Annotated in this window: 10 protein-coding genes; 2 read left to right on the top strand and 8 right to left on the bottom strand. The window is 71.5% G+C overall.

Annotated features, from left to right (window positions below; all coding sequences use genetic code 11):
* Window positions 1-729, bottom strand: coding sequence for an alanyl-tRNA editing protein (locus tag AB9M23_RS20585; protein WP_372426506.1), 729 nt, complete (start codon window positions 727-729; stop codon window positions 1-3).
* A 286-nt stretch (window positions 730-1,015) separates the two neighbouring features.
* On the opposite strand from AB9M23_RS20585, the gene AB9M23_RS20590 reads away from it, so the two are divergent.
* On the top strand, window positions 1,016-1,675 hold the full coding sequence (locus tag AB9M23_RS20590) for a ChrR family anti-sigma-E factor (protein ID WP_372426507.1): 660 nt from the start codon (window positions 1,016-1,018) through the stop codon (window positions 1,673-1,675).
* Between the two features lie 72 nt (window positions 1,676-1,747).
* Here the strand turns inward: AB9M23_RS20590 and AB9M23_RS20595 are convergent, their stop codons facing one another.
* From AB9M23_RS20595 to fumC, 4 genes are all read right to left on the bottom strand, one after another.
* On the bottom strand, window positions 1,748-3,268 hold the full coding sequence (locus AB9M23_RS20595) for a sensor histidine kinase (protein ID WP_372426509.1): 1,521 nt from the start codon (window positions 3,266-3,268) through the stop codon (window positions 1,748-1,750).
* Window positions 3,269-3,354: 86 nt separating this feature from the next.
* Window positions 3,355-3,636 (bottom strand): ribbon-helix-helix domain-containing protein, encoded by a 282-nt coding sequence (locus AB9M23_RS20600; protein WP_372426510.1) that lies wholly within the window; start codon window positions 3,634-3,636, stop codon window positions 3,355-3,357.
* Entirely contained in the window at window positions 3,633-3,860 is a 228-nt protein-coding gene (locus AB9M23_RS20605) for a DUF4169 family protein (protein WP_372426512.1), read from the bottom strand. The genes AB9M23_RS20600 and AB9M23_RS20605 overlap by 4 nt, the downstream gene beginning before the upstream one ends.
* Window positions 3,857-5,314 (bottom strand): class II fumarate hydratase, encoded by a 1,458-nt coding sequence (gene fumC, locus AB9M23_RS20610; RefSeq protein WP_372426536.1) that lies wholly within the window; start codon window positions 5,312-5,314, stop codon window positions 3,857-3,859. The genes AB9M23_RS20605 and fumC overlap by 4 nt, the downstream gene beginning before the upstream one ends.
* Window positions 5,315-5,427: 113 nt before the next feature.
* Here fumC and AB9M23_RS20615 point away from each other — a divergent pair, with 113 nt between their 5' ends.
* Window positions 5,428-6,828 (top strand): cytochrome P450, encoded by a 1,401-nt coding sequence (locus AB9M23_RS20615; protein ID WP_372426513.1) that lies wholly within the window; start codon window positions 5,428-5,430, stop codon window positions 6,826-6,828.
* Here AB9M23_RS20615 and sfsA read toward each other — a convergent pair.
* From sfsA to AB9M23_RS20630, 3 genes are all read right to left on the bottom strand, one after another.
* Window positions 6,767-7,537, bottom strand: a complete 771-nt coding sequence (gene sfsA, locus AB9M23_RS20620) for a DNA/RNA nuclease SfsA (protein ID WP_372426514.1) — start codon at window positions 7,535-7,537, stop codon at window positions 6,767-6,769. The genes AB9M23_RS20615 and sfsA overlap by 62 nt on opposite strands.
* A 242-nt stretch (window positions 7,538-7,779) precedes the next feature.
* Window positions 7,780-10,815, bottom strand: a complete 3,036-nt coding sequence (uvrA, locus tag AB9M23_RS20625) for an excinuclease ABC subunit UvrA (protein ID WP_372426515.1) — start codon at window positions 10,813-10,815, stop codon at window positions 7,780-7,782.
* Window positions 10,816-11,039: 224 nt separating this feature from the next.
* Window positions 11,040-11,555: a hypothetical protein gene (locus AB9M23_RS20630; RefSeq protein ID WP_372426516.1), complete on the bottom strand. Its 516-nt coding sequence runs from the start codon at window positions 11,553-11,555 to the stop codon at window positions 11,040-11,042.
* Window positions 11,556-11,668 lie beyond the last annotated feature (113 nt).

Here is an 11,668-nt window from a genome sequence, read left to right on the forward strand (position 1 = left end):
CTAGCCGGCATCCTCGGCGAGCGCGATACGGACGCGGCGGTTCTGCTTGCCCTTCTTCTGGACGTCGGTGACGAGCACCCGCCCGATCTCGCTCGTGCGCTTCACGTGCGTGCCGCCGCAGGGCTGGAGGTCGATGTCGCCGATGGCGACGAGGCGCACGCGGCCGGCGCCGCGCGGCGGCTTCACCGACATCGTCTTGACGAGGCCCGGGTTGGCGTCGAGCTCGGCGTCGGAGATCCAGCGCTCCGAGACCGGCGCGTCCCGCGCGATCAGCCCGTTGAGCTTCTCCGCGATCTCCTCCTTGTCGAGCCCGGCCTCCGGCAGGTCGAAGTCGAGCCGCCCGTCGCCGTCGCCGATGGCGCCTCCGGTGACGGGGTAGGGGAGCACGACGGAGAGGAGGTGCAGCGCCGTGTGCACGCGCATGCGCTTGTGGCGGACGTCCCAGTCGATCTCGGCGACGACGTCCTCGCCGACCAGATCCTCGCCGACGCCTGGCGCGTCGGGCGCGGGGACGTGGGCGATGGCGCTGCGGTCCTCGCCGTAGACGGCGTTGGCGATCGGGATCGCCGTGCCGTCCTGCCGGAGAAGCCGGCCGACGTCGCCGGGCTGGCCGCCGCCCTGGGCATAGAAGACGGTGCGGTCGAGCACGATGCCCTTCTCCGTCACCGCCAGGACGCGGGCGGTGGTGCGGGTGAGATAGGCGTCGTCGCGGAACATCGGCTCGGTCACGGTGTCGTCCTCCTGCGTGGAGTGCCGCACGCTAGAAGCGGTGCGGCGGGCTGGCAAGCGTGGAGCGCCGACGTCCCGCCGCGGGGCGAGCGTGCGCGCTCGGGAGCCTCGCGCGGGCTCGCTTGCACGAATCCCTCCGATGATCTACGTATTTCGCCCCGACGGGCGGTAATTCATTGTCCGCGATGACGAAATCTGGACCGCCGCGTTGATCCGGGCGTGGATCGGTCGCGTACATCCAAGCGACGCGGCTTTCTGGTTTCTCGGCCGCGCGAAGGTGACTGCAGTGACTCCCACCGGGCAGACCCAGGAACAACCGCTCGATACGCTCCTCGCCGGATACGCGCGCGGCGTGCTGAGCGCGCCGCTGCACACGCTCGTGGCGACGCATCTCGCCATCCGCCCGGAGAGCCGGCGCTTCGTGTCGCTGCTCGAGACCGCGAGCGCCGGCGAGATCGAGCGGCTCGCCCCGGTCCCGCTGGCGGACCGGGACGCCCGGCTCGCGGCGATCTTCGCGTCGGACGAGGAGCCGATCCGCGCCGTCGCGCGCGGCTTCGCGGGCGACGAGGTCGTGCCCTATCCGCTCGCGCGCTTCCTCGGCGCGAGCCTCGCCGACACGCCCTGGCGCACCCTTCTGCCGGGCGTGAAGGAATACCGCGTCGCCGACAACGAGGACGGCGAGGCGACGCTCTACTGGATCCGCGGCGGCCGCAAGATCCCGTCGCACACGCACGAGGGCTCGGAATACACGCTCGTGCTGAAGGGCGCCTTCTCCGACACGAACGGGCACTATCGGCGCGGTGACATCGCCATCGCCGACAGGGACGTCGACCACCAGCCGATCGCGGACGCCGACGCGGACTGCTTCTGCTTCGCCGTCACCGACGCGCCGCTGACTCTGACGGGACCGATCGGCCGCATCGTCCAGAAGATCTTCCGGCACTGACCGCCGCGCTTCCCCCCGCGGCGCCCCGGCTCGCTCCGCTCGCCGTCCTCCGCCCCCATGGGGCGGGAGCGCTCACGCCGCGCTCTTCTTCTCCTGCGCCACCGGCGGCAGCGCGTTCATCACGCGCGAGGCGGGGAGCGTCACGATCACCTCGGTGCCTTCGCGGGGCCTGGAGCGCAGCTGGAAGCCGCCGCCGTGGAGGTCGACGAGGCCCTTGACGATGGGCAGGCCCAGGCCCGAGCCCTGCTCGGCGGTCTTGATCGCCCAGGTGCCGCGGCCGAAGCTCGACATCACGACGGGGATCTCCTCCTCGGGGATGCCCGGCCCCGTGTCCTTGATCGAGACGTATTGCCCGCCGGAGGACGTCCAGCCCACCTTGATGACGATCTCGCCGCCCTGCGGCGTGAACTTGATCGCGTTCGAGAGCACGTTGAGCACGACCTGGCGGATCGCCCGCTCGTCGGCCCAGATCCGCGGCAGCGACTCGTCGACGTGGCTGCGGATCGCCTGGCCCTTGGCCTTGGCGCGCAGGTTCATCATGTGCGCGCAGTCGTCGATGACGTGGGCCAGCGCGATCGCCTCCTCGTTGAGCTCGTAGCGCCCCGCCTCGATGCGCGAGAGGTCGAGGATCTCGTTGATCAGGTTGAGCAGGTGCTGGCCGGACGCGTGGATGTCGGAGGAATATTCCTTGTAGCTCTCGGAGGCGTGCGGGCCGAAGACCTCCCCCTTCATCACCTCGGAGAAGCCGAGGATGGCGTTCAGCGGCGTGCGCAGCTCGTGGGACATGGTGGCGAGGAAGCGCGACTTGGCGAGGTTCGCCTCCTCCGCGCGCCGGCGCGCCTCGTCGGAATTGGCCTTGGCCTGCTCGAGCTCGACGAAGAGCGCGTCCTTCTCCGCGCGTGACAGCAGCGTCGAGACCGCGCTGGCGTAGAGGTGGCGCGCGAGCAGCACGAAGAACACCTGCGCCGAGACGATCATCACCGCGAGCGTCAGGGCCTGCGGCGCCGCCGACCCGAGCGTCGCGAGGCCCACCACCAGTAGCAGCGGCGCCAGCCCGGCGTAGACCGCGGCGGGGATCGTCGCCGAGAGAGTCGCGATGACGGCGGTGACCATCACCGCGCAGAACAGCACGAAGATCCGCATGTCCTCGGAGGGGACCTGCGAGAGCAGCTGGATGAGGTAGCACCAGGCGGCGCCGTGGAGCATCTCGCCGCAAGCGAAGACGCGGCGCCAGACGCCGAGCGTGCGCTCGTCGTCCTCGCTCGCACGCAGATGGTTGCGGGCGAGCACGTTCATGATCGTCATGGCGAGGAGCGTCAGCGCCAGCCAGATCAGCACCGCCCGCATCGGCAGCCAGGTCGTGGCCGCGCCCGCGATCGCCGCGGCGAGCACGTAGAGCGGGATCGCCGCGCCGACGCGATATTGCGCGAACAGCCGGACGAGCTCGGCCTCGAAGGCGCGCTCCAGGCCCGACGAGGACGTCAGCTTCTCGCGCGCGGCGCGCACGTCCTGCGCGACGCGCCGGCGGTGCTTGACCTCGCCGGCGACGCTCTCCGTCTCGCGCCTGTCGTTCTGCCCCGCGATCTCCGCCATGGTCCCCGAGCGCGCACCCACGGGCCGCGCGATCGATTCGCGCGCCCACTCGCGCCCAACCTGCCACCGAATCGTTAAGAGCGGCCTCACGGGCCGGGGGCGGTTCGCTCCGTTTCGGGACGCTCCCCCGCGTCGAGAGGCAGGGCGCCGCGGCGCGCGGCGTCGAGGAGCGCGACGCGGATCGCCGAGGAGAGATTCGCTTCGCCGCGCGCCGCGTCGATTTCGCCGACGAGCCGCTGCACGGAAATCCCGCGCGCCGCCGAAAGCGCGACGAGCGCCTCCCAGAAGGGCGCCTCGAGCGAGACGCTGGTGCGGTGGCCGGAGATGGAGAGCGAGCGCTTCTCGACCGGCCCGGGCGGCGCGGTCACGGTGCCGCGTCCGGCTGGGGCTCGCCGTCGTCGTCGTCGAGGCGAGAGCCCTCGCGGCGATGGCCCTCGAGCCGCCGCGTCTCCTGCTCCCCGCGCGCCGCCTCGGCGACGCGCTGCGCCTTCGGGCGACCGAACAGCACGCGATTCTCCGCGGCGGTCTCGGCCGCCTTCTCGCGGGCCTTGGCCTTGCGCGCCCGGCGCAGGTTGACGATCTCGCCGGTCATCCCGCCGCTCCCCCGAGGCGCGGCCCGATCATCGTCTCGGGGCGCACCAGCGCGTCGAACTCCGCTTCCGTGACGGCGCCCGAGGCGAGCGCCTCCTCGCGCAGCGTGGTGCCGTTCGCGTGCGCGGCCTTGGCGATCTTCGCCGCCACGTCGTAGCCGATCCTGGGCGCGAGGGCGGTCACCAGCATCAGGGAGCGCTCGAGCAGGTCGGCGATGCGCTCGCGCCGCGGCTCGATGCCGACCACGCACTTGTCGGTGAAGGAGATCGCCGCGTCCGAGAGGAGCCGCACGCTCTGCAGGAAGGCGCTCGCGATCACCGGCTTGAAGACGTTGAGTTCGAGGTGCCCCTGCGTGCCGGCGAGCGCGATCGTGGCGTTGTTGCCCGTCACCTGGGCGCAGACCATGGTGAGCGCCTCCGCCTGCGTCGGGTTCACCTTGCCCGGCATGATCGACGAGCCGGGCTCGTTCTCGGGCAGCGCGATCTCGCCGAGCCCGGAGCGCGGGCCGGAGCCGAGCAGGCGCACGTCGTTGGCGATCTTGAACAGGCCCGCGGCCATGGCGGTGAGGGCGCCGTGGGCGAAGACGAGGCCGTCGTGGCAGGCGAGCGCCTCGAACTTGTTCTGCGCCGGGAGGAAGGGCAGGCCGGTGAGGTCGGCGATCGTCATGGCGAAGCGCTCGGCGAACTCGGGATGGGCGTTGAGCCCCGTCCCCACCGCCGTTCCGCCCTGGGCGAGGTCGAGGAGCGACGGCAGCGTCGCCTCGATCCGCGCGGCGCCGAGCTGCACCTGCGCCGCCCAGCCGCCGAACTCCTGGCCGAGCGTCACCGGCGTTGCGTCCTGCATGTGCGTGCGCCCGATCTTCACCACCTCCGCGAAGTCGTCCGCCTTGGCGGTGAGCGCGTCGTGGAGGTGCTGGAGGGCCGGGATCAGCCGGTTCGTGATCTCGAGCACGGCGGCGACGTGCATCGCGGTGGGGAACGTGTCGTTCGAGGACTGCCCGCGGTTGACGTGATCGTTGGGATGCACCGGGTGCTTGCCGCCGCGCGGATGCCCCAGGGCCTCGTTGGCGCGGTTGGCGATCACCTCGTTGGCGTTCATGTTCGACTGCGTGCCCGAGCCCGTCTGCCAGACGACGAGGGGGAACTCGTCGTCGAGCTTCCCCTGGGCGACGTCGGCGGCGGCGTCGGCGATGGCGTCGGCGATCTCGCGGGGCAGCTCGCCGAGCTCCTTGTTGGCCATGGCGGCGGCCTGCTTGACGAGGCCGAGCGCGCGCACCAGCGGGACGGGCATGCGCTCCTCGCCGATGCGGAAGTTCTCCAGCGAGCGCTGCGTCTGCGCGCCCCAGTAGCGGTGGGCGGGCACGGCGATCGGCCCGAACGTGTCGGTCTCCGTGCGCGTCTCCACGCGGGTCTCCGTGCGGGGTTCGGGGTTCGCCCCCGCGTCCTCTCGACCCATCCCAGACGACATGGCGCGGTCTCCTCTCGGCCGATCGAAGCCCCACATGTAACCCGGGACGGGCCCGCGCGGCACCCCCCACCCGGAGCCGCCGATCCGCCCACGGAGAGCGCATGGACGAGCCGATCCTCGCGAGACCCCGCTTCCGACCGCCCGCGCCGACGCCCGGGCGCTCGCCGCCGGACCTGTTCGCCTTCCTGCGCCAGGCCCGCGACAACCCGCTCGCCACCTGGACGAAGGAGCACTTCGAGAAGCCCGTCGTCTACGGCAAGGGCGTGCTCGGGCGCGTCATGGTCGTGAGCGAGCCGCGCGCGATCCGCCGGGTGCTCGTCGAGAATGCGCAGAACTACAAGAAGGACCAGCTCACCCGGCGCGTGCTGGCGCCGGGCCTCGGCCAGGGCCTGTTCACGGCGGAGGGCGAGGACTGGCGCGTGCTGCGCCGCACGCTCGCGCCGATGTTCTCGCCCCGCCGGGTCGCCTCCTTCGGCGCGCCGATGGCGCAGGCCGCCCACGTGCTCGGCCGCCGGCTGGTGCGCCGCGAGGGCCGCACCGTCGACGTCGCGGTCGAGACGACGCGGCTGACGCTCGACGTGCTCGAGCGCACGATCTTCACCCACGGCCTGAAGCAGGACCCGGACGCGCTCGGGCGCGCCATCACGCAGCTCTTCGCCGCGATCGGCCCGGTCGACCCGCTCGACGTGCTCGGCCTGCCCGAATGGCTGCCGCGGATCGGGCGCATCCGGGCGCGCCCGGCGATCGACTTCTTCGCCCGCGTCGTCGACGCGCTGATCGGCGAGCGCCGCGCCCTCGTGGAGAGCGGCGAGCCGGCGCCGCAGGACCTGCTGACGCTGCTGCTCGGGGCGCGCGACCCCGAGACGGGCCGGGGGCTCGACGACCTCGACGTGCGCGCCAACATCGTCACCTTCATCGGCGCGGGCCACGAGACCACGGCGAACGCGCTCACCTGGGCGCTCTACCTCGTCTCGCAGGCGCCCGACGTGCGCGCGCGGCTCGAGGCGGAGGTCGACGCGGTGGCCGGCGAGGCGCCCGTCGCGGCCGAGCACGCGGCGGCGCTGCCCTACGCGAAGGCCGTCGTCGAGGAGACGATGCGGCTCTACCCGCCCGCCGCCTTCATGAGCCGCGAGGCGATCGCACAGGACCGCGTCGCCGGAATCCGGCTGCCGGCGGGGTCGATCGTGATGATCGCGCCCTGGGTGCTGCACCGCCACGCGCTGCTCTGGGACGACCCCGCCGCCTTCGATCCCGACCGCTTCCTCGGCGCGGCCCGCGCGCGGATCGACCGCCACGCCTATCTGCCCTTCGGCGCCGGCCCGCGGGTGTGCATCGGCGCCACCTTCGCGCTGCAGGAGGCGGTGCTCGCGCTCGCCGAGATCGTCCGCGTCGCCCGCCTCGACCTCGCGCCGGGCACCCGCGTCGAGCCGGTCCAGCGCGTCACGCTGAGGCCGCGCGAGGGGATGCCGATGCGGGTGAGCCGGCGGCGCCGAGGGGCATGACGACGGGGATCTCCCGCTCCACCAAGATCTCCTGCGGCGTCACCCGGCACACGAACGCGTGCGTCTCCACGCCGGCCTCCCGCGCTCGCGCCCAGGCCGCGGCGTAGGCCGGGTCGATGTCGGCGGCGGGCGTGAATCGGTCGGCCTCCATCTGCACGATGGTGACGAGGGCGGCGCGGGCGCCGGCGCGGACCATCGCGGCGAGTTCGTCGAGATGGCGGGCGGAGCGCGCGGCGATGCAGTCGGGGAACTCGGCGAGGCCGTCCTCGCGCATCAGGTGGCAGTTCTTCACCTCGAGATAGAGCGGCGCCACGCCGTCCCCCTCGAGCAGGAAGTCGACGCGGCTGCGGCTGCCGTAGGCGACCTCGGGACGCACTCGGGCATAGTCCCGGAAAGGCGCCAGCGCGCCGGCCGCCAGCGCCTCCGCGACGAGGCGGTTGGGCGTGGCGGTGTTCACGCCCACGAGCCGGGGCGCGCCCCCGCGCATCGGCGCGGCCTCGACGATCTCCCACGACCAGGCGAGCTTGCGCTTGGGGTTCGTCGACGCCGACAGCCACACGCGCGCGCCGGGCTCGGCGAGCCCCATCATCGACCCCGGGTTGGCGACGTGCGCCGTCGCCTCCGAGCCGTCGGCGAGCACGACGTCGGCGAGGAAACGCTTGTAGCGGCGGATCAGGCGGGCTTGGACGAGGGGGGCGGGAAAGTGCATGGGCGCAGTGGTAGCGCGGCGGGGTGGGGGAGGGCAATGGAACCGCCGACAGGCTTCCTCCCCGCAGGGGAGGAGTCCGTGCGCAGCACGGGCGGTGGGGCCGTTCGATCGCGCTGGCGAGCGGCATCGCCGCCCTCCCCACCCTCCGGCCTGCGGCCTCCCCTGCGGGGAGGAGGCGGTCGGCGGCCTGCATCGCCGTCCGGATCATGCGCCGACGCGAATTCTCCCCGGAGGCCGCGCACTCACTCGGCGGCCTGGCGCGCGGCACGCTTGCGGGCGGGCTTCGCTTCCGCCCCGGCCGCCTTTCCGACGCCCTTCTTGCCCGCCGCCTTCGTCGCCGTCTTCCCGGCCACGTCCTCCGTCGCCCCTGCTCTCTTCATCGGCCGCCGCGACAGCACCTCCGCCAGGAACCGCCCCGTGTGGCTGTCCTTCGCCGCGGCGATGTCCTCCGGCGTGCCCTCGGCCACGATGCGGCCGCCGCCGTCGCCGCCCTCGGGGCCGAGGTCGATCACCCAGTCGGCCGTCTTGATCACCTCGAGGTTGTGCTCGATGACGACGACGGTGTTGCCCTGGTCGGCGAGCTCGTGCAGCACCTCGAGCAGCTTGGCCACGTCGTGGAAATGCAGGCCCGTGGTGGGCTCGTCGAGGATGTAGAGCGTGCGGCCGGTGGCGCGCTTCGAGAGTTCCTTCGACAGCTTCACGCGCTGCGCCTCGCCGCCGGACAGCGTGGTGGCCTGCTGGCCGACCTTGACGTAGCCGAGCCCGACGCGGGCCAGCGTCTCCATCTTCTCGCGGATGGACGGCACCGCCTTGAACAGGTCGCGCGCCTCCTCCACCGTCATGTCGAGCACGTCGGCGATGGACCGGCCGCGATACTTCACCTCCAGCGTCTCGCGGTCGTAGCGCTTGCCCTTGCAGACGTCGCAGGTGACGTAGACGTCCGGCAGGAAGTGCATCTCGATCTTGATGACGCCGTCGCCCTGGCAGGCCTCGCAGCGCCCGCCCTTGACGTTGAAGGAGAAGCGCCCCGGCTGGTAGCCGCGGGCCTTCGCGTCCGGCAATTGCGCGAACCACTCGCGGATGGGCGTGAACGCGCCCGTGTAGGTCGCCGGATTCGAGCGCGGCGTGCGGCCGATGGGCGATTGGTCGATGTCGATGACCTTGTCGAGGTGCTCGAGCCCCTCCAGCCGGTCGTGCGGGGCGGGGTGCTCCATGGCGCCGTTGAGCTTGCGCGCGACCGACTTGTAGAGCGTGTCGATCACGAGCGTCGACTTGCCGCCGCCGGAGACGCCGGTGACGCAGGTGAATGTGCCGAGCGGGATGGCGACGTCGATGTTCTTGAGGTTGTTCCCCCGCGCGCCGACGACCTCGAGCGCGCGCCCCTTCTGCCCCTTGCGGCGCATCTTGGGCGTCGCCACCGCCATCTCACCGGTGAGGTACTTGCCGGTGAGCGAGGCGGGGTTCGCCATCACCTGCGCCGGCGTGCCCTTCGCGATGACCTGCCCGCCGTGGATGCCGGCGCCCGGCCCGACGTCGACGACGTAGTCCGCCTGCAGGATGGCGTCCTCGTCGTGCTCCACCACGATGACCGTGTTGCCGAGGTCGCGCAGGCGCTTCAACGTGCCGAGCAGCCGCTCGTTGTCGCGCTGGTGCAGGCCGATCGAGGGCTCGTCGAGCACGTAGAGCACGCCGGTGAGGCCCGAGCCGATCTGCGAGGCCAGCCGGATGCGCTGGCTCTCTCCGCCCGACAGCGTGCCCGAGGCGCGCGAGAGCGTGAGGTACTCGAGCCCGACGTCGAGCAGGAAGGTGAGCCGCTCGCGGATCTCCTTGAGGATGCGCCCGGCGATCTCCGTCTGCTTCGCGTCGAGCTGCTGCGGCAGGGCCTCGAACCAGGCCCCGGCCTCGCGCACGGACAGCCGCGTCACGTCGCCGATGTCGCAGCCGGCGATCTTCACCGCGAGCGCTTCCGGCTTGAGGCGCTTGCCGCCGCAGGCGGCGCAGGGCGTCTCGGACATGTAGCGCGAGATCTCCTCGCGCGCCCAGTCGCTCTCGGTCTCCTTGTAGCGCCGCTCCAGGTTGGGGATCACGCCTTCGAAGGGCTTGCGCACCTCGTAGGCGCGCAGGCCGTCGTCGTAGGCCATCTTCACCGGCTCGCCGCCGGAGCCGTGCAGGATCACCTCGCGCGCCTTCGCTGGAAGGTCCCGCCAGGCGACGGTCGTCTTGAAGCCGTAGTGCTTGGCGAGCGCGTCCAGCGTCTGGCCGTAATAGGGCGATGTGGACTTCGCCCAGGGCGCGATGGCGCCCTTGCGGAGCGTGGCGCTCTCGTCGGGGACGATCAGGTCCGGGTCGATGCGCATCTCGTGGCCGATGCCGTCGCAGGTCGGGCAGGCGCCGAAGGGGTTGTTGAAGGAGAAGAGCCTGGGCTCGATCTCGGGGATGGTGAAGCCGGAGACCGGGCAGGCGAACTTCTGCGAGAACACCAGGCGTCGCGGCGCGCCGGTCTCGTCCTTCTCGTCGGCCCACTCGATCACGGCGATGCCGTCGGCGAGCTCGAGGGCCGTCTCGAGGCTCTCCGAGAGCCGCGCGCCGATGCCCTCGCGCACGACGAGCCTGTCCACCACCACGTCGATGTCGTGCTTGAACTTCTTGTCGAGGGTCGGCGCGTCCGCGATCTCGTAGTAGGACCCGTCGATCTTGACGCGCTGGAAGCCCTTCTTCTGCCACTCGGCCAGCTCCTTGCGGTACTCGCCCTTGCGCCCGCGCACCACCGGCGCGAGCAGGTAGAGCCGCGTCTTCTCGGGCAGCGCCAGCGTCCGGTCGACCATCTGCGAGATGGTCTGGCTCTCGATCGGCAGCCCCGTGGCGGGCGAGTAGGGCACGCCGACGCGCGCCCAGAGCAGCCGCATGTAGTCGTAGATCTCGGTGACGGTGCCCACCGTCGAGCGCGGGTTCTTCGAGGTGGTCTTCTGCTCGATGGAGATGGCCGGCGAGAGCCCGTCGATCTGGTCGACGTCGGGCTTCTGCATCATCTCCAGGAACTGGCGGGCGTAGGCCGAGAGGCTCTCGACGTAACGCCGCTGGCCCTCCGCGTAGATCGTGTCGAAGGCGAGCGACGACTTGCCCGAGCCCGACAGCCCCGTGAGCACGACGAGCCTGTCGCGCGGGATCATCAGGTCGACGTTCTTCAGGTTGTGCTCGCGCGCGCCCCGGACGGAGATCACGCGGGCGGTCGGGTCGCCGGCGCGGGCACGGTCGAACAGATCGTCGAGATCGGACATGCGGAGAGGCTCGTCGAGTGGGAGCGGGCGGGGACCGTGCGCCCCCGCGGACCGCGTCGATATAGTGCGTCGTCGTGCGGGCGCCATCGCCGGCGCCGACGCGGTGCCATGCGAATCGTGCACGTGACGCCGCACCTCTCTGCGGGCCGTCGCGACACTAGAACGAACCCGGTACGGATGCAATGTGGGCGACGTCTGTGGTGCGCCTGCGCGGCGCGCCGCCGCTACCAGCCGGTTCGCTCGGAGAACCGGCGCACCATCTCCGGCAGCTCGTCGGCGGACAGTCCGAACGCCTCCGAAAAGCCGATGAACGCGGCATAGGCGATCGCACCGTGCGCGAGCACGATCCCGCCGGCTCCGAGCACGAAGACGCCCGCGATCGCGGCGAAGCGGCCGGTCGCGGGCCGCGGCATCCAGCGGTGGGTGCGCAGATACGCGAGAAACACGCCGAAGGTCCTCATCAACATGTAGATCGCAGCACCGAGGAGCACCACGAAACCGATCCGGTCGGAGATCGGCGCGACATCCGTGAAGGGCGCTTCGTTCCGCAAGGCATCGTGCAAACGCGTGAAGAACCCCGCCAGCATCAGCAACGCGCCGATGATGAGGAACTGCACGCGGGAGTGCATTGCGATGAAGTCGGACAAGGCCTTGGCCGATTCGAACGCCCGGGTCTTGTAGACGGGGATTGTCGGCCCCGACGCGCCAGCCGGCGCCTCCGAATGACGCAAGTCCGCCATCTATTGATCTCCCATCTGGGATTGCGCACCCTGAGATAGCTTAAAAGTGTGACGTCTACAATAACGAAGCATTGCGATGGCGCCGCGTGCGGATGCCGGGGAAGGCGCTGCTC

The sequence above is a fragment of the Salinarimonas chemoclinalis genome (assembly GCF_041514305.1).
Classification (GTDB): Bacteria; Pseudomonadota; Alphaproteobacteria; order Rhizobiales; family Beijerinckiaceae; genus Salinarimonas; species Salinarimonas chemoclinalis.

Coding starts and splice junctions, on each gene's coding strand:
- AB9M23_RS20595 (WP_372426509.1), bottom strand. CDS start 3,268: ATGGCGGAGATCGCGGGGCAGAACGACAGGCGCGAGACGGAGAGCGTC.
- AB9M23_RS20605 (WP_372426512.1), bottom strand. CDS start 3,860: ATGACCGGCGAGATCGTCAACCTGCGCCGGGCGCGCAAGGCCAAGGCC.
- fumC (WP_372426536.1), bottom strand. CDS start 5,314: ATGGGTCGAGAGGACGCGGGGGCGAACCCCGAACCCCGCACGGAGACC.
- AB9M23_RS20615 (WP_372426513.1), top strand. CDS start 5,428: ATGGACGAGCCGATCCTCGCGAGACCCCGCTTCCGACCGCCCGCGCCG.
- sfsA (WP_372426514.1), bottom strand. CDS start 7,537: ATGCACTTTCCCGCCCCCCTCGTCCAAGCCCGCCTGATCCGCCGCTAC.
- uvrA (WP_372426515.1), bottom strand. CDS start 10,815: ATGTCCGATCTCGACGATCTGTTCGACCGTGCCCGCGCCGGCGACCCG.
- AB9M23_RS20630 (WP_372426516.1), bottom strand. CDS start 11,555: ATGGCGGACTTGCGTCATTCGGAGGCGCCGGCTGGCGCGTCGGGGCCG.